This window comes from Streptomyces sp. NPDC017943 (assembly GCF_044328425.1).
Lineage (GTDB): Bacteria > Actinomycetota > Actinomycetes > Streptomycetales > Streptomycetaceae > Streptomyces > Streptomyces djakartensis_A.
On the sequence record NZ_JBIRHH010000005.1, the window covers coordinates 269,206 to 289,606 of the forward strand.

15 protein-coding genes are annotated in these 20,401 nt (G+C 74.6%); 11 read left to right on the forward strand and 4 right to left on the reverse strand.

Features of this window, described 5'->3' with window-relative positions:
- The first annotated feature begins 51 nt into the window (after positions 1-51).
- The 3 genes from ACH4C6_RS18205 to ACH4C6_RS18215 all read left to right on the forward strand — a co-directional run bounded on the left by ACH4C6_RS18205 (position 52) and on the right by ACH4C6_RS18215 (position 4,963).
- Positions 52-870, forward strand: a complete 819-nt coding sequence (locus ACH4C6_RS18205) for a response regulator transcription factor (RefSeq protein ID WP_398109579.1) — start codon at positions 52-54, stop codon at positions 868-870.
- A 202-nt stretch (positions 871-1,072) separates the two neighbouring features.
- A complete protein-coding gene (locus ACH4C6_RS18210; RefSeq protein WP_398109580.1) occupies positions 1,073-3,925 on the forward strand; it encodes an AAA family ATPase in 2,853 nt (950 codons plus the stop codon).
- A gap of 246 nt (positions 3,926-4,171) precedes the next feature.
- Positions 4,172-4,963 carry a S1 family peptidase gene (locus ACH4C6_RS18215; protein WP_398109581.1) on the forward strand — a complete coding sequence of 264 codons (792 nt, stop codon included), beginning with the start codon at positions 4,172-4,174 and terminating at the stop codon, positions 4,961-4,963.
- A 143-nt stretch (positions 4,964-5,106) separates the two neighbouring features.
- On the opposite strand, the gene ACH4C6_RS18220 is transcribed toward ACH4C6_RS18215, so the two are convergent.
- The gene (locus ACH4C6_RS18220; protein ID WP_398109582.1) at positions 5,107-6,216 is read right to left on the reverse strand and encodes a winged helix DNA-binding domain-containing protein; all 1,110 of its coding nucleotides are present in this window, start codon (positions 6,214-6,216) and stop codon (positions 5,107-5,109) included.
- Between the two features lie 145 nt (positions 6,217-6,361).
- Between ACH4C6_RS18220 and ACH4C6_RS18225 the strand changes: the two genes are divergently transcribed.
- From ACH4C6_RS18225 to ACH4C6_RS18235, 3 genes are all read left to right on the forward strand, one after another.
- Complete coding sequence (locus ACH4C6_RS18225; protein ID WP_398109583.1) at positions 6,362-7,561, forward strand: CorA family divalent cation transporter; 1,200 nt, start codon at positions 6,362-6,364, stop codon at positions 7,559-7,561.
- A 120-nt stretch (positions 7,562-7,681) separates the two neighbouring features.
- The gene (locus ACH4C6_RS18230) at positions 7,682-8,746 is read left to right on the forward strand and encodes a Ku protein (RefSeq protein WP_398109584.1); all 1,065 of its coding nucleotides are present in this window, start codon (positions 7,682-7,684) and stop codon (positions 8,744-8,746) included.
- A gap of 421 nt (positions 8,747-9,167) precedes the next feature.
- Positions 9,168-9,938, forward strand: a complete 771-nt coding sequence (locus ACH4C6_RS18235) for a phosphodiesterase (RefSeq protein ID WP_398109585.1) — start codon at positions 9,168-9,170, stop codon at positions 9,936-9,938.
- Positions 9,939-9,995: 57 nt separating this feature from the next.
- Here ACH4C6_RS18235 and ACH4C6_RS18240 read toward each other — a convergent pair whose 3' ends face one another.
- The 3 genes from ACH4C6_RS18240 to ACH4C6_RS18250 form a co-directional block, all read right to left on the reverse strand.
- Positions 9,996-10,535, reverse strand: coding sequence for a DUF1360 domain-containing protein (locus ACH4C6_RS18240; protein ID WP_398109586.1), 540 nt, complete (start codon positions 10,533-10,535; stop codon positions 9,996-9,998).
- Positions 10,536-10,546: 11 nt separating this feature from the next.
- A complete protein-coding gene (locus tag ACH4C6_RS18245; RefSeq protein ID WP_398109587.1) occupies positions 10,547-11,497 on the reverse strand; it encodes a Rieske 2Fe-2S domain-containing protein in 951 nt (316 codons plus the stop codon).
- A gap of 75 nt (positions 11,498-11,572) precedes the next feature.
- Complete coding sequence (locus tag ACH4C6_RS18250; RefSeq protein ID WP_398109588.1) at positions 11,573-12,031, reverse strand: DUF4383 domain-containing protein; 459 nt, start codon at positions 12,029-12,031, stop codon at positions 11,573-11,575.
- Positions 12,032-12,165: 134 nt separating this feature from the next.
- Here ACH4C6_RS18250 and ACH4C6_RS18255 point away from each other — a divergent pair, with 134 nt between their 5' ends.
- From ACH4C6_RS18255 to argG, 5 genes are all read left to right on the forward strand, one after another.
- Positions 12,166-13,437: a cytochrome P450 gene (locus ACH4C6_RS18255; RefSeq protein WP_398109589.1), complete on the forward strand. Its 1,272-nt coding sequence runs from the start codon at positions 12,166-12,168 to the stop codon at positions 13,435-13,437.
- A gap of 398 nt (positions 13,438-13,835) precedes the next feature.
- Positions 13,836-15,647, forward strand: a complete 1,812-nt coding sequence (locus ACH4C6_RS18260) for a methylmalonyl-CoA mutase family protein (protein WP_398109590.1) — start codon at positions 13,836-13,838, stop codon at positions 15,645-15,647.
- On the forward strand, positions 15,644-17,830 hold the full coding sequence (scpA, locus tag ACH4C6_RS18265; RefSeq protein ID WP_398109591.1) for a methylmalonyl-CoA mutase: 2,187 nt from the start codon (positions 15,644-15,646) through the stop codon (positions 17,828-17,830). Before ACH4C6_RS18260 ends, scpA begins: the two co-directional genes overlap by 4 nt.
- The gene (meaB, locus tag ACH4C6_RS18270; protein ID WP_398109592.1) at positions 17,827-18,822 is read left to right on the forward strand and encodes a methylmalonyl Co-A mutase-associated GTPase MeaB; all 996 of its coding nucleotides are present in this window, start codon (positions 17,827-17,829) and stop codon (positions 18,820-18,822) included. The genes scpA and meaB overlap by 4 nt, the downstream gene beginning before the upstream one ends.
- An 86-nt stretch (positions 18,823-18,908) precedes the next feature.
- Positions 18,909-20,363: an argininosuccinate synthase gene (argG, locus tag ACH4C6_RS18275; RefSeq protein ID WP_398109593.1), complete on the forward strand. Its 1,455-nt coding sequence runs from the start codon at positions 18,909-18,911 to the stop codon at positions 20,361-20,363.
- Positions 20,364-20,401 lie beyond the last annotated feature (38 nt).

Here is a 20,401-nt window from a genome sequence, read left to right on the forward strand (position 1 = left end):
CCCCGAACGGGGGGTGGGGCCGCACGGAAGCCGGAACGAAGGGGCGAGCGGGTGACGGCAGACGCGTCCGAGGCGGTCGAGGTGCGGGACGCGCTGCTGCGCCTGCGGCGCGGCACGGGCCTTCCGGTCGCCTTCGGCGGGCTGCTGGAGGCGGGCTCCCGGATGCGCATCAGCGAGCTGAGCGGCACGGCGACCGGCGCGCTGCGCTCGCTGGTGGTGACGTCGGGGAACGGGCTGGGCGGGAAGGCGGTGGCGCTGTCCCGGCCGTGCGTGGTGACGGACTACTCGGTGTCCCGGCAGATCAGCCACGAGTACGACGCCCCGGTCGCCGCGGAGGGCCTGCGCTCGGTGCTGGCCGTGCCGGTGGTGGTGGGGCACCGGGTGCGCGGGGTGCTGTACGGGGCGCTGCGCACGGCGCTGCCGCTGGGCGGGCGGATGCTGGACGCCGCGGTCGAGGCGGCGCGGGAGGTGGAGCGGGCGCTGGCGGTGCGGGACGAGGCCCGCACGGTCGCCGCCGGGGCCGGGACGGGCGCGGGGTGGGAGCAGGTGCGGGAGGCACACGCGGCCCTGCGGGCCCTGGCGCCGCGGATCGCCGACGCGCGGTTGCGGGCGGAGCTGCTGCGGGCCTGCACGCTGCTGGCGGCCGACGGCGGGGGTCCCGGCCCGGCGGCCCGGGTGCGGCTCGCCCCGCGCGAGGTGGACGTGCTGGCCTGTGTCGCGGCGGGCGCCACCAACGCGGCCGCCGCCCAGCGGCTGGGCGTGACGCCCGAGACGGTCAAGGGGTACCTGCGGTCGGCCATGCGCAAGCTGCGGGCGCGTACCCGGGGCGAGGCCGTGGTGGCCGCGCGCCGGGCGGGATGGTTGCCGTAGGTTGGTGGTGCTTTCCCCCGGGTCCGGCCGCGCGGCCGGGCGGCGGTGGCCCGCGCAGGTGCGGGCGCCGTGTTCCGCGGCATTCCGCGGCCGGTGAATTCGCCCGTCCGCACCCCTGTTATTTCCCTCACCACACCGTCCCTCCGTTATTCGAAGAGCTGTTGCCTAATATTGGCCAGGACACGACACAGGGAGGGCCGCGGTGACCGTACGACGGGACTTCCAGGAGCCTTCCAGGAGCCGCCCCGACCTGGTCATCGGCCGGGAGGATCTCTTCACGTCGGCCCGGGATCAGCTCGGCCGGGGCGGCAGTGTGCTGCTCCACGGTCCGGCCGGAATTGGAAAGTCGACCGTCCTGCGGGCACTGGCCGCGGATTACGCCGGTCCGGACCGCACGGTGTTGCGCTGCTCGGCGACCGAGTCGGAATCGCATCTGCCCTTCCTGGCGCTGGCCGATCTGTTCGGGCTCGTGCTCGACGACGTCTCCGGGTCCCTGCCCGCCGCCCAGCGCACCGCCCTGGAGTCGGCGCTGACCGGCCGGGGCGAGTCCACGCTCCAGCGGGACGGGCTCGCGCTGCGCCTGGCCGTGCTGTCGGCGCTGCGGGCGCTGGCCGCCAGGGGCCCGGTGCTCGTGGTGGCCGACGACCTCCAGTGGCTGGACGCCGCCAGCGCGGAACTGCTGGGCTTCGCCGCCCGCCGCCTCGGTGACACACCGGTGCAGATGCTGTGCGCGGTGCGCACCGAGGGCGAGGAGTACGACCGCCACCTGCGCGCGTCCCCGCCCGACACGCTCGCCGTCCGGCTGGGACCGCTCACCCGTACCCAGGTCTCGGCGCTGCTGGACCACCGCGGCTACACCCCGCTGTCCCGTTCCACGGTCCGCGACATCCACCGCACCAGCGGCGGCAACCCCCTGTTCGCCTTGGAGCTGGGCCGTGCCCTGGCCGAGAGCACGGCACGGCCGCGGCCCGGTGAGCCGCTGCCGGTGCCGACCTCCCTGCGGGCGCTGGTGCTGAGCCGGCTGGAGATGCTGTCGGACGAGGCCCGCCGGACCCTGCTGGTGGCCAGTGCCGGTGCCCGTCCCTCGCTGGCGCTGCTGCACGCGGCGGGCCGGGAGCACGCCGAGGCGGAGACGGCCCAGGCGGCGGCCCTGGGGCTGCTGGCCACGGACTCCGAGGCGCCGGCGCTGCGGTTCGCGCACCCCCTGATCTCGGCCGCGCTGTACGCGGAGGCCCCCGCGCAGGAGCGGCGGGCGGTGCACGCGGCGCTGTCCACGGCCGCCTCCGACCCGATCGAGCGTGCCCGGCACCTGGCGCTGGCGACCACCGGCACCGACCCCGAGGTCGCGGCCCGGCTCGCCGAGGCGGCGGCCCTGGCCCGGGACCGCGGCGCGCCGTCGGTGGCGGCCTCGCTCGGACTGCTCGCGGCCCGGCACACCCCGGCCGACAGCACTCCGGGACCGGACGAGCGGCGGCTGCAGGCCGCCGAGGACGCCATCACCGCGGGCGAGGCCGATCTCGCCCGCGACATCGCCCGCGACGTACTGACGCGTGCCACCGTGCCCGCCGAGCGGGTACGGGCCTGGATGGTCGTCATCGAGGCGGCCGGGCAGGCCCTCGGGGACGTCGACGCCGTCTTCCCGCAGGTCCTGGCCGACGCGGGCGACGACCCGGGCCTGCTGGCGCTGGTCCACTACCAGCTGGCCTGGCGCGGCCTGGTGGTGGAGGGGGACTTCGCGGAGGCCCGGCAGGAGGCCGCGCACGCGGCGGAGCTGGCGGCCCGGGGCGGGGACCGGCGCACCGAGCTGATGGCGCTGTCCTTCCAGGCCTCCACCGAGACCCTGATGGGCCACCCGGACGCCCCGGTGACCGTCAAGCGGGCGCTGACGGAGCCGCAGGACCCGTATGTGGCCTGCCATCACAACGGCGCCGGTTCGGCCCGGTTCCGCTGGCTGATCATGAGCGACCAGCTGCCGGAGGCGCGGGCCACGATCACCGCGCTGCTGCGCGAGGTGCGCCGGCGCGGCATGGTCGAGAGCGAGGTGCACTTCCTGCGCTTCCTCGCCGACACCGAACTGCGCTCCGGGCACTGCGGCCGGGCCCTCGACCTGGCCCGCGAGAGTCTGCGGCTGGCCCGCGACTCCGGGATCGGCGAGGGCGCCTCGGCGATGCTCGCCTCCCTCGCGGAGGCCTCCGGCGGGGACGTCGACCGGGCGCTCGCCCTCGCCCGCGAGGCGGCCGACCACGCCGAGGTCGACGGCGACCAGATGTACCTGTCGCGGGCTTTGGCCGCGCTGGGTTACGCCCAGTTGGTGGCCGGGGACCCGGCGGCCGCGGTGCGCTCGCTGCGCCGGGTGCGTGAGCTGGAGCAGGGCCTGGGCATCAACGACCCCGGGCGCGGCCGCTGGCACGGCGACCTCGCCGAGGCGCTGGTGCGCGTCGGCGAACCGGGCGAGGCCCAGGACCTCGTCGACACCACCCGGGTGCACGCGATGCGGCTGGGCCGGCAGAGCGTGCTGGCCGTGCTGGACCGCGCCGAGGCGCTGGTGCGCGCGGCGCGGGGCGACCACGAGGGCGCGCTCGTACGGCTGGCGTCCGTGCAGGACCGGCTGGGCCGGCTCGGGTACGGGCTGGAGGAGGCCCGGGCCGCCTTCGCGCTGGCCCGCCTGCGGGCGCAGAGCACCGCCGCGCGCGGCTCGGCGCCCGCCACCCCGGCTCCGGCGCCCTACGACGAGGCGGCGCGGTTGTTCAGGCGCTGCCGGGCCCTGCCCTGGCTGCGGCAGGTGGACGCGGCCGCCACCGCCGGGTCGGCCGCACCGGTGGCCCCGGCCGCCTCGGCGCCGGCCGTCGCGCTCGACGCGCTGGAGGGACTCGCCTCGATGGAGCGTCAGGTGGCCTCGCTGGTGATGGAGGGGGCGACCAACCGGGAGATCGCGGCCCGTCTGTTCATCAGCGTCAAGACCGTCGAGGCGACCCTCACCCGGGTCTACCGCAAGCTGGGCATCCGCTCCCGGGTGGACATCGTCCGGCTGGCCGCCGGCCGCCGCACCACCTGAGCCGGGACCGCCGGAGCACCCGCACGGCGCCGGGCCATGCGGTCCGACCTGGGTTTACGCGGCCGGACCGAGGGTTTTCCCTGCCCCAACTCCCTTAGGGGGTTCCCTCATTGGGGGCCTCGCCGCACCGGCCCTAGCTTGGGGGCGTGCCGCTCGCCGGGCACACGGAGATCCGAACAACGACGTGAGGGTCACCGTGCACCACCACCCGCGCGACCCCCCACCGGCAACTCCCCGAGGAGACCCATGTTCGGGCTCAACGCTGCCAGAAAGGCCGCCGCCGTAGCCGCGGCGACCGCTGCCGCCGCCACCACCGCGCTGCTCGCCGCCCCCACGGCCGTCGCCGCGCCCCAGCCGATCGTCGGCGGCACCACGACCACCACGTCCGCGTACCCGTACGTCATGCAGATCACGGACGCCTCGCAGAACCAGTTCTGCGGCGGCACCCTGGTCTCGCCCACGAAGGTGGTCACCGCCGCGCACTGCATGGTCGGCGAGACGACGAGCAGCGTGCGCGTCGTCGGCGGCCGCACCTACCTCAACGGCACCAACGGCACCGTGGCCCGGGTCAGCAAAATATGGATCCACCCGAGCTACACCGACGCCACCAACGGCGACGACGTGGCCGTGCTCACGCTGTCGACGTCGATGCCGTACACCACGGCCAAGTACGTCTCCTCCTCCCAGACCTCGGTGTACGCGGCCGGCACCACCGCCCGCATCCTCGGCTGGGGCACCACCTCCGCGGGCGGCAGCTCCTCCAACCAGCTGCGCACCGCGACCGTTCCGACCGTGTCCGACTCCAGCTGCGCGAACTCCTACGGCTCGGACTTCGTGCGCAGCGACATGGTGTGCGCCGGCAGGACGACCGGCGGCGTGGACACCTGCCAGGGCGACAGCGGTGGTCCCCTGCTCATCGGGGGTGTCCTGGCAGGCATCACCTCCTGGGGCGAGGGCTGCGCCCAGGCCGGGTACCCGGGTGTCTACACCCGGCTGACCACCTTCTCCAGCCTCGTCACGGCCCAGGTCAACTCGTGATCTGAGCAGGTTTCCTGAGCGACCCTCAGGTGCGATACCAGGGGGGGGGGGGGGGGGCCCCCCCCGCCCCCCCCCCCCCCCCCCCTCTCCATGTCCGCGTGCCGAGGGCGGCCGCCCGGGGCGATAGGGGGGCGCCGCCCGCCTCACGTCCGTACGGCGCCGAAGCGGATGTCGTACGAGGTCCCCGGGTGCATGGTCCGCAGCATCCGCTCCCCCTCGGCGACGACCTCCTCCCGCGCGGCGCGGGCGAGCCGGCCGAAGGGCTCGATCACCAGGGCGTCCTCGTCCAGGCGCCACAGCCCGGCGAGGAACCCGTCGACGAGCAGGGTGCGGTGGGCGACGTTGCCCTGCCAGGAGCGGCCCCGGTGCTCGGGCGGGACGACCCGCGTGCGGTCGGCGTGCGAGAGCAGCAGGTTGTCGAACTCGGGCAGGAAGCGCGGCGGGGCGGGGGTGTCGGGGTCGGGGCGGGGGGCGTCCGGGAGGTCGAACAGCTCGGTGCCGCCGGCGTCCCGGAAGGTGACGAGCCCGGGGCGCAGCCGCTCGAACGCCGCACGCAGCCGGGTCAGCCCCGCCCAGGTCTGCATGTCCTTCACGGAGGCCGGGCCGAAGGCGGCCAGGTAGCGCAGGACGACCGCCTCCGGCGCGGGGGCCGGTTCCGCGGCACGGCCCAGCCAGTGCCCGGCGGTGGTCAGCCGGACCTGGCCGCTGCGCTCCCACAGCCCGCGCGGGGTCACCTGCACCAGCGGGAGCCGGCACCGGGCGGCGACGGCCAGGGCCTGGGGGTCGGCGTCGGGCCACTGCTGCGCCAGGGCTTCGCGCAGCTCGCCCATGGTGCGCGGTGCCTCCTCGACGAGGTCGCGGGCCAGGGCGGCGAGCCGGTCCAGGTCGACGCCGGCCAGGCCCTTGCGGAAGGCGACCAGTTCGCGGTCGCGTGCGGGCTGCACCAGGGGGCGCAGCGTGAGGCAGTCGTCCGCGGTGTGGGTGTGGATGGTGGAGCGCATGGTGACGATCCGGACGGCCGAGCGGTCGGCCATCAGCCGGGACAGCGCCTCGGGGGTGAAGGCGTCCAGGCGGGCGGCGAGCGCGTAGTAGGGCGGCTTGACGTTCTGCGCCTGGAGGCCGACCAGGTGCTCGACGGCCTCGGCGGCGGACATCCGCGCGGGGCGCAGCAGGAGCTGGCGGTCGAGCGTGGCCCGGTTGAGGGCGCGTGTGCCGAGGACGGGTGCCGTGGCGCTCCGCTTGGTGGTGGTCATGGAGGCACGGTAGCGAGGGTCGCGGACAGGTTCCGTCCGCGATGGCGGAGAGGTCCGCGGCGGATGCGGCCCGTATTCTGCTCGTGTCCCGCCCCCATGCTCCCCCGATCCCCGCGTACGCACCCTCGACCGACAGGCAGCCGCGATGCCCGAGCCACGCGCCGGCTCCGCCGGGAACGACCGGCCTGCCTCCGGGTCCGGGCGGACCGCCGGTTCCGCCCGGCCGGCGGGCCGCGGTGCGCGCAAGTCGGTGTGGCGCCGCGCCGGGCCGCCGGCGCAGCCGCCCGCCGACGGCCCGGCGCAGGCGGAGCGGCCCGCCGAGTCGGCCAGTGTGGTCGAGGCGGCCCTCTACCGCGACGGCGTCCGCGTCTCCTCCCCCGCGACCCTGGCGGACACCTTCCGCGCCCTGCGCGAGCAGCCGGCCGGCATGGCGTGGATCGGGCTCGCCCGCCCCACGGACGAGGAACTGCATGCGCTGGCAGCGGAGTTCGACCTGCACCCGCTCGCCGTCGAGGACGCGATCAAGGCGCATCAGCGGCCGAAGCTGGAGCGTTACGGCGAGACGCTGTTCGTGGTGCTGCGGGCCGCGCTCTACCTGGACGCGCCGGAGGAGGTCGACTTCGGCGAACTGCACGTGTTCGTCGGCCCGGACTTCGTGATCACGGTTCGCCACGGCGCGGCACCGGACCTGTCGGCGGTGCGCCGCCGCATGGAGGCGACGCCCGAACTGCTGCGGCTGGGGCCCGAGGCGGTGCTGTACGCCATCCTCGACGCGGTCGTCGACGGCTACGTGCCGGTGGTGGCGGGCGTGCAGAACGACATCGACGAGATCGAGACCGAGGTGTTCCGCGGCGACCCCGAGGTGTCCCGGCGCATCTACGAACTCTCCCGGGAGATGGTCGAGTTCCAGCGCGCCACCCGCCCTCTGGGCGCCATGCTGCGCGCGCTGACGGCGGGCTTCGCCAAGTACGGGACCGACGAGGAACTGCAGCGCTACCTGCGGGACGTGGCCGACCACGTCACGCACATCAGCGAGCGCGTCGACACCTTCCGCCAGGCCCTCACCGAGATCCTCACGGTGAACGCCACGCTCGTCACGCAGCAGCAGAACGCCGAGATGCGCGCCCTGGCGGAGGCCGGCTTCGAGCAGAACGAGGAGATCAAGAAGATCTCGGCGTGGGCGGCGATCACGTTCGCGCCGACGCTGGTGGGCACGGTGTACGGCATGAACTTCGACCACATGCCGGAGCTGGGCTGGGGCTTCGGGTACCCCTTCGCGATCGCCGCGATGGGCCTGGTCTGCGTCGGGCTGTACGTGGTCTTCAAGCGCCGGGACTGGCTCTGAGGGGACGCCGTTCGGGTGCCCCGCCGGCCGCCCGGCGGGCGGGCCGTCCCGCTCGGTGCGAGCGTGGAGGGGACACCGCGGCGGACGGGCACGCCGGGGACGGACGGGACGGAGCGCGGCATGGCTCGGGCGATCTGGACAGGCGTGATCACCTTCGGCCTGGTCATGGTGCCGGTCGGGCTGTTCACCGCGACCGAGGACCACACCGTCCACTTCCACCAGCTCCAGCGCGGCACCGGGGACCGCATCCGCAACCGGCGTGTCAACGAGCGCACCGGCGAGGAGGTCTCCACGTCCGACATCGTCAAGGGCTACGAGGTGGGCGAGGGCGAGTACGTGATCGTCGAACCGGACGAGCTGGACGAGATCGCGCCGGGCCGGTCCAAGACCATCGAGATCTCCGACTTCGTCGACCTGGACCGGATCGAGCCGGTGTACTTCGCCCGCACCTACTACGTCGCCCCGCGGGGCGAGGAGTACCTCCAGGTCTACGAGTTGCTGCGGGCGGCGCTGGAGAAGACCGGCAAGGCGGGCGTGGCCACGTTCGTCATGCGGAACAAGCAGTATCTGACGGCGCTGCGGGCCGAGGACAAGCTCCTGGTGCTGCAGACCCTGCACTGGGCCGACGAGGTGCGCGACCCGGGCACCGAACTGCCCGACCTGCCCTCCCGCCGGGCCGGGCGCGGCAAGGAACTGGACATGGCGCTGCGGCTGGTGGACGCCCTCAGCGGCCCCTGGGACCCGCACCGGTACCACGACACGTACCAGGAGAAGGTCCGCGAGCTGGTGAAGGCGAAGGCCGAGGGCCAGGAGGTCGCCGTGGCCGAGGGGCCGCCCGAGGCCACCGGCGTCGTCGACCTGATGGCGGTGCTGGAGAACAGCCTCGCCCAGGCCGGCGCCTCCGGCGGCGGCAAGCGCAGCGGGTCCCGGCGGTCCGGGTCCGCCGGGAAGGACTCCCGCCGGGCCGCGTCCGGGTCCTCGCGGTCCTCGCGCCCGGAGCGGGCGCGCGCGCCGAAGGGCCGTGAGCGGAGTGCGAGCCGCAGCGAGCTGCGGCAGTTGACCAAGGCCGAGCTGTACGAGCGGGCCGGCGAACAGGGCGTCGAGGGCCGGTCGAAGATGACCCGCGACCAGCTGGTCGACGCCCTGGCCCGCCCTGGCCGCCGTCGCGCCGGGAGCGCGGCCTGACCACGGGTGACGAAGCCCGCGGCGGGTACCCGGCAGCCCTCTGAGGAGGGAGGCCCCCATTGGGCAGGAGCCCGGTCCCCATGCGCGGCCGTGAGCATCACCGCCGCGCACGGCGTCATGAAACACGCAGGGAGCGGACCGCCGGCGACCCGCCCGCCTCCGCGTCCTGGCCGGTTGCCCTGGTCGAGGACGCGTTTCGCGCGAGCGCCCTACCCGTACGCGGCCGTGAAGAGCGCCGTCACGCACCGCGTCATGAAACACGCGCGGTGAGGACCCCCGGCCACCCGCCCGCCTCCGCATCCCGGCCGGTCGCCCTGGTCCAGGACGCGTTTCGCGCGAGCCCCTCTCCCGGGCGCGGCCGCGAGAACCGCCGCCGCGCACCGCGTCGTGACGGACACCCGCGAGGACGGAGGACCATGTCGTGAGCGTGCGTGACGGGGCCACACCCGGGACCCGGGCCGCCGGCGACCCGCCCGCGTCCGTGTCCCGGCCGGTCGCCCTGGTCGAGGGTGCCTTTCGGGCGCTGGCCCGGGTGCGGCGGGCCCCGGCCCTGCACCCGCGCGGGCTGACCTGCGCGGGTGAGCTGGAGGTGCCGGACGACGGGGCCGGGCCGTGGGGCGTGCCGTGGCTGGACTCGCCCCGGCGGCTGCCGGCGACGGTCCGCCTGTCGCGTGCGGGCGGCCTGCCCCGGCGGCTGCCGGACGGGCTGGGCCTGGCCGTCCGGGTGACGGACGCCGACGGCCCGGGCCGCACCCTCGACCTGCTGATGACCAGCAGCGGCCGCGGCCGCGTCTCCCGGCATCTGCCGCTGCCTCGCGCCGACGCGCTGCGCGGCCCGTACTCCAGCCTGCTGCCCTACCGGGTGGCCGGCCGGTCGTCCCTCCTGGCCGCCTTCCCGCGCCGGACCCGGCAGGCGCCGGTGCCGGGCGGCCCGGAGGGCATCGCCGCCGCGCTGGCCGTCGGGCCGCTGGTGTACGACCTGTGCGCGCAGGGGCGTGCGGGGTCCTGGCGGCGGTTCGCGGTGCTCACGGTGCGGGACGTCCTGCCCGTGGACCCCGGGGACACCGTCGACTTCGACCCCTACCGGCACAGCGTGCGCGCGTTCGCGCCGGGTCCCGCCCTGGCCGCGACGCGCCGTGCCGCGTACCGGGGCTCCCGGCGGGGGCGGGGTGCCCGCGGCGAGGTTCCCTAGCCCGCCACCGGCGGCCGGCGGTCGCCGGTCGGCCCCGGTCCGGCCGCCGGACGCCGGTCAGTCGCCCGTCGTCCTGCCGACCAGTGCGCCGTACGCCAGTTGCAGCGTGTCGGCCCCGGCCAGCGCGGTGAGCGTGCCCATGGCGGTGCGGGTGGCCCGGGGCCAGAGCAGCTGACCGGCCGTGAGCGCCGAGGCGATCCAGACGCTCATGCAGAAGGGGCAGGTCGCCAGCTCGCCGACCGTGTGCCGACCGTCGGGCTGCGCCTCCTCCTCCAGTTCGGCCGGCCCCTGCGGGCCCACGTACCGGGTGAAGGGGGCCCGCAGGGGGCTGGTCACCGAGGCCTTGCTCAGCAGGCGGCTGAGGCGGAACGTGGCGACCGCGGTCAGGGCGACGTCCCACGGCTCGGGGCGCGCCGGGACGGGGCGTCCGCTCAGCCGGACGGCGGTCGCCCAGGCCGTGGTGAACACCGCGAATCCCGCCATGGCGGCGGTGTAGCCGCCGAGCGGCCGGTCGTGGCCGCCGGAGTAGCCCGCATGGGTGCGGCGCAGCAACCCGCGCAGCCTCCGTGCCGGGCGGCTCCCCGCCACTGACGTCATGTTCACGTTCATTACCTGTTCGAGCTGCGCTTTCCTTGTTCGGTGAGGGCACGGTCCGGTGCGGTGTGCCGGCCGCCGTTCTGGTGCCGCAGGCGCACCTCGACCCGGTTGCCGGTGATCCGGGTCTCGAAGGAGGGCTGGGGGGCGGTGGCGGGGCCTGCCACGTTCCAGCCGTCGGAGAGGCGGAAGACGCTGCCGTGCCAGGGGCAGCGCACGCAGCCGTCGGCGACGGTGCCCTCGGCGAGGGGTCCGGCCAGGTGGCTGCACCGTTCGGCCAGGGCGTGGATCTGCCCGCCGGTCTCGCGCACGACCAGCACCGGCACGTCGTCGACCGTGCGCCGCACCGGCTCGCCGGCGGGGAACTCCTCGACGGCGCCGACCGGGTGCCAGCCCTCGGATACGACGTGCGGGACCTCCTCGGCGTGATTGGCGCCGGCGGCCTGCCGGTAGGCCATGTGGCCGCCCAGCAGGCCGCCGACGCCGACCACCGTCAGTCCGAGGAACCCGTAGGTCCGGCCCGCCGTCTCCCGGCCCGTGGCGCGGCAGGCGAGGGAGGTCGCGTACAGCCCGACGGCCGCGATGTTGGACAGGGCGTGCGCCAGGCCGACGCGCTGCTGCTGGCGGTGCAGTTCCGCCCAGTCGACCCAGCCGGCCAGGGCCGCCGGGGCCGCGGCCCCGAGCCCGACGCCGATCAGCAGCCGGGCCTCCCGGGAGCGGCCCGGACGCAGGTCCAGGACCGCCGCCGAGAGCCAGCTGCCGATCGGCACCTGCACCATCAGCGGGTGCACGGGGTGACCCATCCACCGGCCGTGCAGCAGGTCGCGGCCGCGTCCCAGCGGCAGCGCCCGCACGCCCTTGCGGAGGGTGTCGATCACCGCGTCGGCCCCGGACTCGCGCTCCAGGCGGTCCAGCAGCCACAGCATCCGGTTCTGCCGCAGCAGGCGGCGTCGCTTGGTGGTCATGCCCGGCCGGGTCCCCACCGGCCGGGGCGGCAAACAGGGACGCGGGCGCCCGCGCGGAGGCAGCCGCCGCCCATGTCACGCCCTCCGCGTGCCGGTGGCCGGGCCGCGGGTGAGCAGGGCGCCCAGGGCGATCATGCCGATGCCGAGGAAGAAGTGCAGCCAGTCGTCGGCCGTGTTCAGCGGGACGAAGTTGGCGGCGCTGTCGTGGCCGATGATCAGGCCGTACAGCCACAGCACGAGGTAGACGGCGCCGCCGGCCAGCAGGTAGGTGCGGGCGGCCGCGGCGCTGCGGGACATGGCCAGGCCGGCCACGCCGAACGCGAGGTGGACCAGGTTGTGCAGGACGGAGATCTGGAAGACGCCGAGCAGTTCGGCACCGGAGTCGTGCGAGGCGAACTCCATCGAGTCGTATCCGGTGGTGATCCCCGGTATGAAGCCCAGGATGCCGACCAGCAGGAACACTGCTCCCACCAGCAGTGCCGCCGTCTGGACGGGCGTGCGGGCACCGGTCGTCGGCTGCGTTCGTGAGCTCATGGCGGTGGCCTTCCGGCGTGAGGGGCGCGTCACGTCGAGCGCCCGGTGCGCCGCGAGTACCCCCGCTGCACCACCCAACCTCCCCGGTTTCCGGGGGCGTTTCCCGGTGTGGCCCGGGGGGCACTCGCGGCGCCATGGATCGAAGCCGTCGCCCCGTGCTCGCCGACAGTTCGCTCGCCCTGCTGGTCAAGGGCTACACCTGGCTGCCCGACCGCAGGCGCCGCACGGACGCCCCTCTGGTGCGCACCCGCCTCATGGGCCGGCACGCCGTGGCCCTGCACGGCCCGCAGGCGGTGCGCTTCTTCTACGACGAGCGGCACGTCGAGCGCGGTTCGGCCCTGCCCGGCCCGGTGCTGAGCACTCTGTTCGGGCACGGGGCCGTGCACACGCTGGACGGCCCCCTGCACCGCGGCCGCAAGGGCATGTTCCTCTCCCTGCTCACCGGGCCGCGGGCGGTTGCCGGGGTGGTGGACGCCGTCACCGCGGACTGGGACGAGACGGTGCGCTCCTGGCCCGGCCGCCGGATCGTGCTGTTCGACGAGGCGAGCCGCGTGCTCACCCGGGGCGTGTGCCGCTGGGCCGGGATCCCGCTCGAGGACGGTGACGCGGTCGCGGCGGACCTGGTGTCCCTGGTCGACGGTTTCGCCACGGCGGGTCCGCGCCACTGGCGTGCCCGCCGGGCCCGGGCCCGCCTGGAGGGCCGGCTGGGCGCCCTGGTCGGGAGTGTGCGCGCCGGTGGGGCGACCGCCCCGGACGGGTCCGTCCTGGACGTGGTGGCCCGGCACCGGGATGCCGACGGGCGGCTCCTCGACCCGCGCACCGCCGCGGTCGAACTGCTCAACGTCGTCCGCCCCACCGTCGCGGTGTGCTGGTTCGTCGCCTACGCCGGTCACGCGCTGCGCCGCCCGGACGTCCGCGAGGAACTGCGCGGCGGCGACCCGGCCTACGCCGTGGCCTTCGCCCACGAACTGCGGCGCTTCTACCCCTTCGCCCCGTTCGTGGGCGGCCTGGCCGTCACCGACCTGGACTGGCACGGCGAGCCGATCCCCGAGGGCGCGATGGTCCTGCTCGACCTGTACGGGCAGAACCACGACCCGGAACTCTGGGACGAGCCCCACGCCTTCGCGCCGCAGCGCTTCCTCGGGCACCCGCCCGCCCGGGACGAGCTGATCCCCCAGGGCGGCGGCGATCCCGCCACGGGCCACCGCTGCCCCGGCGAGGACATCACGATCGCCCTGCTGGCGGCCCTCGCCCCGCGGCTCGCCGGGCTGGAGTACGAGGTGCCGGAGCAGGACCTGAGGATCCCGCTGAACCGTCTGCCGGCCCGGATCCGCAGCGGCTTCGTCATGGAGTCCGTGCGCGTCCCGGTGCCCACCGGGCAGGCGGCGCCCGTGCACACCGCGTGAGAACCGGCGAGAAGGCCCGCCCCCGGCACGGGGACGGGCACGACCGCTTCCCGCGGGGGCCCCACCGTCTCCCGCCGGGCTTCGCCCGTCGGGCGCGGGACAACCGCCGCCCACTGCCCCGTCCCGGGGGCCGGGACGTGCAGGGCACCGTGGCCGGCGGGGGGCCTCCCCTTGGTGGCCCGGGTGACCCGTGTCGATCTGCCGGGCCATGGCCCGCCCCGCGAGCGCCCGAGTCGTCCGGGCCGCCGGGACCGCGGCACCGGCCTCCGGCCCGCCCCCGGCCGGGTCCACCGGCGTCCCCGCCGGGGGCGGGGAGAGCGGGGTCACAATCTGAGCGAGGGGAAGGTCACAGGCGTCCCCTCTGCTGCCCGTTCGTGTCCGTGACCTAGCATCCGAGCATGACGGTCCTGCCTGACGACGGGCTTGAGCTGGCCGGCGAGTTCCCTGACGTGCCCCACGAGCAGTGGCAGCGCCTAGTGGCGGGTGTGCTGCGCAAGTCGGGCAAGGACGTCGGGGGCGCCGAGGCCGAGGAAGCCCTGTCCACCGCGCTGGAGGACGGGTTGCGCACCCGTCCCCTGTACACCGCCCGCGACGCCGCACCCGAACCGGGGCTGCCCGGCTTCGCCCCGTTCGTGCGGGGTGGCCGCGCCGAGGGCAACACGGTCGGTGGCTGGGACGTACGGCAGCGGCACGCGGCGGCCGACCGCGACGCGCTGCTCGCCGACCTGGAGAACGGCGTCACCTCGCTGTGGCTGACCGTCGGCGACGGCGGTGTCCCGGTGCCCTCCCTGGGCGCGGTCCTCGACGGGGTCTACCTCGACCTGGCCGGGGTGGTGCTCGACGCCGGGCGCGACACGGAGTCCGCCGCGCGGGAGTTGTTCCGGCTGTACGAGGAGCGGGGCGTCGCGCCGGAGGCCGCCCGCGGCAACCTGGGCGCCGACCCGCTCGGGTTCGAGGCCCGTACCGGTGAGCGGCAGGACTTCACGGCGGCGGCCGAGCTGGCGCGACGGTGCGCCGGGGAGTACCCGCAACTGCGGGCGCTGACCGTGGACGCGCTGCCGTACCACGAGGCCGGCGGGTCGGCCGCGCAGGAGCTGGGGGCCTCGCTGGCCACGGCGGTGGCGTACCTGCGGGAGCTGACCGGTGCCGGGCTGAGCGTCGAACAGGCCTGCGGGCAACTGGAGTTCCGGTACGCGGCGACCGCCGACCAGTTCCTGACGATCGCCAAGCTGCGGGCCGCGCGCCGGCTGTGGGCGCGGGTCGCCGAGGTCTGCGGCGCCCCGGCCGCCGGGGCGCAGCGCCAGCACGCGGTCACGTCGCCGGTGATGATGACGCGCCGCGACCCCTGGGTGAACATGCTGCGCACCACCATCGCCACCCTGGCGGCCGGAGCCGGTGGGGCCGACGCGGTCACGGTGCTGCCCTTCGACGACGCACTCGGCCTGCCGGACGCGTTCGCCCGGCGCATCGCCCGCAACACCTCGACCATCCTCATCGAGGAGTCACACCTGGCCAGGGTGATCGACCCGGCGGGCGGCTCCTGGTACGTGGAGCGGCTCACGGACGAACTCGCCCACGCGGGCTGGGAGTTCTTCCAGCGGATCGAACGGCTCGGCGGCATGGCGGCCGCCCTGCGGTCCGGTGACGTCGAGCGGGACCTCGCCGAGACCTGGCGGGAGCGCACCGGACGGCTGGCCGAGCGGCGCGAACCGGTCACCGGTGTCAGCGAGTTCCCGTTCCTGGCGGAGAAGCCGGTGGTGCGCGAGCCCGCGCCCGGGCGGCCGTCGGGCGGGCTGCCGCGGGTGCGCCGCGACGAGGCCTTCGAGGCGCTGCGCGCCCGTTCGGACGCACACCTGGCCGCGACCGGCTCCCGGCCGCGGATCTTCCTCGCCGCGCTCGGCCCGGCCGCCGCCCACACCGCGCGCCTCACCTTCGCCTCCAACCTGTTCCAGGCGGGCGGCATCGAGCCGGTCGCCGAGGGCGACTTCGCGGACAGCGGCGCGCGTGAGGCCGTGCTGTGCTCCAGCGACGCCCTGTACGAGGAGCAGGCGGCGGCCCGGGCCGCGCAGCTCAAGGAGGCCGGTGCCTCGCACGTGTTCCTCGCCGGGCGGCCCGGGGAGTACCCCGGTGTCGACGGCTACGTCTTCGCGGGCTGCGACGCCGTGGCCGTGCTGTCCGCGACCCTCGACCGCATGGGAGTTGCCCGATGACCGCCCCCCGTGGCATCCCCGACTTCTCCGGGATCGAGCTGGGCACCCCGGCCGCCGACGGCACGCCCGACGAGTGGCGCGCGGCGGTCAAGAACGCCTCCGGCGGGGACGACCTGCTGTGGGAGACCCCGGAGGGCATCTCCGTCAAGCCGCTGTACACCGGCCGTGACCTGGAGGGCCTGGACTTCCTGGACACGTACCCGGGAGCGGCGCCGTACCTGCGCGGCCCGTACCCGACGATGTACGTCAACCAGCCCTGGACGATCCGCCAGTACGCGGGGTTCTCCACGGCCGAGGAGTCCAACGCCTTCTACCGGCGCAACCTCGCGGCGGGGCAGAAGGGCCTGTCGGTCGCCTTCGACCTGCCCACGCACCGCGGCTACGACAGCGACCACCCGCGCGTGACGGGCGACGTCGGCATGGCGGGCGTGGCCATCGACTCGATCCTCGACATGCGGCAGCTGTTCGACGGGATCCCGCTGGACCGGATGACCGTGTCGATGACGATGAACGGCGCGGTGCTGCCCGTGCTGGCGCTGTACATCGTGGCGGCGGAGGAGCAGGGCGTACCGCCCGAGAAGCTGGCCGGAACCATTCAGAACGACATTCTGAAGGAGTTCATGGTCCGCAACACCTACATCTACCCGCCGAAGCCGTCGATGCGGATCATCTCCGACATCTTCGCGTACACCTCGCAGCGGATGCCGCGCTACAACTCCATCTCCATCTCCGGCTACCACATCCAGGAGGCGGGTGCGACGGCCGACCTGGAGCTGGCGTACACCCTCGCGGACGGCGTGGAGTACATCCGGGCGGGCCGTGAAGCCGGCCTGGACGTGGACGCGTTCGCGCCGCGTCTGTCGTTCTTCTGGGCGATCGGCATGAACTTCTTCATGGAGGTCGCCAAGCTGCGCGCGGCGCGCCTGCTGTGGGCGAAGCTGGTCAAGCAGTTCGATCCGCAGAACGCCAAGTCCTTGTCGCTGCGCACCCATTCGCAGACCTCCGGCTGGTCGCTGACCGCGCAGGACGTGTTCAACAACGTCACGCGCACCTGCGTCGAGGCGATGGCGGCCACCCAGGGGCACACGCAGTCGCTGCACACCAACGCCCTGGACGAGGCGCTCGCCCTGCCGACCGACTTCTCGGCGCGCATCGCCCGCAACACGCAGCTGCTGCTCCAGCAGGAGTCCGGGACCACGCGGGTCATCGACCCGTGGGGCGGCAGCGCGTACGTGGAGAAGCTGACGTACGACCTGGCGCGGCGGGCCTGGCAGCACATCCAGGAGGTGGAGGCCGCGGGCGGCATGGCCAAGGCCATCGACGCGGGCATCCCGAAGCTGCGCATCGAGGAGGCCGCGGCCCGCACCCAGGCCCGGATCGACTCGGGCCGGCAGCCGGTCATCGGTGTCAACAAGTACCGGGTGGAGACCGACGAGCAGATCGAGGTCCTGAAGGTCGACAACTCCTCGGTGCGCGCCCAGCAGATCGAGAAGCTGCGGCGGCTGCGCGCGGAGCGCGACGAGCAGGCCTGCCGGGACGCGCTGGAGGCGCTGACCAGGGCCGCCGACGGCGAGGGCAACCTGCTGGAGCTGGCCGTGCACGCGGCCCGCGCCAAGGCCACGGTCGGGGAGATCTCCGACGCCCTGGAGAAGGTGTACGGACGGCACGCGAGTCAGATCCGTACGATCACCGGCGTGTACCGCAACGAGACGGGAGAGTCCCCGAGCGTGGACCGCACCCGCACCCTGGTGTCCGCCTTCGAGGAGGCCGAGGGGCGCCGCCCGCGCATCCTGGTCGCCAAGATGGGCCAGGACGGCCACGACCGCGGCCAGAAGGTGATCGCCACCGCCTTCGCCGACCTCGGTTTCGACGTGGACGTCGGCCCGCTGTTCCAGACGCCCGCCGAGGTGGCCCGGCAGGCCGTCGAGGCGGACGTGCACATCGTCGGCGTCTCGTCGCTGGCGGCCGGTCACCTCACCCTCGTCCCGGCGCTGCGCGAGGCGCTGGCGGAGGAGGGGCGCGAGGACATCATGGTCGTCGTCGGCGGGGTCATCCCGCCGCAGGACGTGCCGACGCTGCTGGAGATGGGGGCGGCGGCCGTCTTCCCGCCCGGGACGGTGATCCCGGACGCGGCGTACGACCTGGTGCGGCGGCTGTCGGACGGTCTCGGGCACGAGCTGTGATCGATGTCGACGCGTATGTGAAGGGCGTGCTCGACGGGAAGCGGGCGATCGTCGCGCGCGCCATCACGCTCGTCGAGTCGACCCGCCCCCAGCACCGGGCGCTGGCCCAGGAGCTGCTGACCGCGCTGCTGCCGCACAGCGGCCGGGCCCGGCGGATCGGCGTCAGCGGGGTGCCCGGCGTCGGCAAGTCGACGTTCATCGACGCCTTCGGCACGCTGCTGACCTCGCTCGGGCACCGGGTGGCGGTGCTGGCCGTCGACCCGTCCTCCAGCCGTACGGGCGGCTCCATCCTGGGCGACAAGACCCGGATGGAGCGGCTGGCCGTGGACCCGGCGGCGTTCGTGCGCCCCTCCCCCACGGCGGGCACCCTCGGCGGGGTCGCCAAGGCCACCCGCGAGTCGATCGTGGTGATGGAGGCGGCCGGCTACGACGTGATCCTGGTGGAGACGGTGGGCGTCGGCCAGTCCGAGACGGCCGTGGCGAACATGGTCGACACCTTCCTGCTGCTCACCCTCGCCCGCACCGGCGACCAGCTCCAGGGCATCAAGAAGGGTGTGCTGGAGCTGGCCGACGTGATCGCCGTCAACAAGGCCGACGGACCGCACGAGCGCGACGCCCGGGCCGCCGCGCGGGAACTGGCGGGCGCGCTCAGGCTGATGCACGGCAAGGACGCGTTCTGGACGCCGCCGGTGCTGCACTGCAGCGCCCGCGAGTCGACGGGGCTGGACACGGTGTGGGAGCGCCTGGAGCAGCACCGCACGCTGCTGGACTCCACCGGCCGCCTCACCGCCAAGCGCCGCGACCAGCAGGTCGACTGGACCTGGAGCATGGTCCGCGACGAGCTCCTCGGCCGTCTCCAGGCCGATCCCGCGGTACGGGCGCTGGCGCCCGTGCTGGAGGAGCGGGTCCGGGGCGGCGAACTGACCCCGACCCTGGCCGCCGAACGGATCCTCGGCGCGCTCGGCGGCGGTACCGAGGCCGCGGGAACCTGAGCCGGAAGCAACCGGAACGAGCAACCGGAACGGGGAATGCGCACGCCCGGCTTGCATGACTATGCAAAGTGATACATACTCTTTCTATGTCCAAGGTCCTCACCTCCCTGCCCGCCGGCGAACGCGTCGGCATCGCCTTCTCGGGCGGTCTCGACACCTCCGTCGCGGTCGCGTGGATGCGCGACAAGGGCGCGATCCCCTGCACCTACACCGCCGACATCGGCCAGTACGACGAGCCCGACATCGCCTCGGTGCCCGGCCGTGCCCAGACCTACGGCGCCGAGATCGCGCGCCTGGTCGACTGCCGAGCTGCGCTGGTCGAGGAGGGCCTGGCCGCGCTGACCTGCGGCGCGTTCCACATCCGCTCGGGCGGGCGGGCGTACTTCAACACCACCCCGCTCGGCCGGGCCGTCACCGGCACGCTGCTGGTGCGGGCGATGCTGGAGGACGACGTCCAGATCTGGGGCGACGGCTCGACCTTCAAGGGCAACGACATCGAGCGGTTCTACCGCTACGGTCTCCTCGCCAACCCGCACCTGCGCATCTACAAGCCCTGGCTGGACGCGGCGTTCGTGACCGAGCTCGGCGGCCGCAAGGAGATGTCGGAGTGGCTGCTCGCCCACGGCCTCCCCTACCGCGACAGCACCGAGAAGGCGTACTCCACCGACGCCAACATCTGGGGCGCCACGCACGAGGCCAAGACGCTGGAGCACCTGGACACCGGCATCGAGACGGTCGAGCCCATCATGGGCGTGAAGTTCTGGGACCCGACGGTCGAGATCGCCCCCGAGGACGTGACGATCGGCTTCGACCAGGGCCGCCCGGTGTCGATCAACGGCAAGGAGTTCCCCTCCGCCGTCGACCTGGTGATGGAGGCCAACGCCATCGGCGGCCGGCACGGGCTCGGCATGTCGGACCAGATCGAGAACCGCATCATCGAGGCCAAGAGCCGCGGCATCTACGAGGCCCCGGGCATGGCCCTGCTGCACGCCGCCTACGAGCGCCTCGTCAACGCGATCCACAACGAGGACACCCTCGCCCAGTACCACACCGAGGGCCGGCGCCTCGGCCGGCTGATGTACGAGGGCCGCTGGCTGGACCCGCAGGCCCTGATGATCCGCGAGTCGCTCCAGCGCTGGGTCGGCGCGGCCGTCACCGGCGAGGTGACGCTGCGGCTGCGGCGCGGCGAGGACTACTCGATCCTCGACACGACCGGCCCGGCGTTCAGCTACCACCCGGACAAGTTGTCCATGGAGCGCACCGAGGACTCGGCCTTCGGCCCGGTGGACCGGATCGGCCAGCTCACCATGCGCAACCTGGACATCGCCGACTCGCGCGCCAAGCTGGAGCAGTACGCCGGCATCGGCCTGATCGGCACCGGCAGCCCCACGATCGGCGCCTCCCAGGCCGCCGCGACCGGGTTGATCGGCACCATGCCGGAGCTGCCGCAGGGCGGCGCCGAGGCCATCGCCTCCCGCGGCGAGGTCTCGGAGGAGGACGCCTGGCTGGACCGCGCGGCGATGGAGTCCGGCACGGACTGACCGCACGGAACAACGCGAGGGCCGGCTCGACGGTGTCG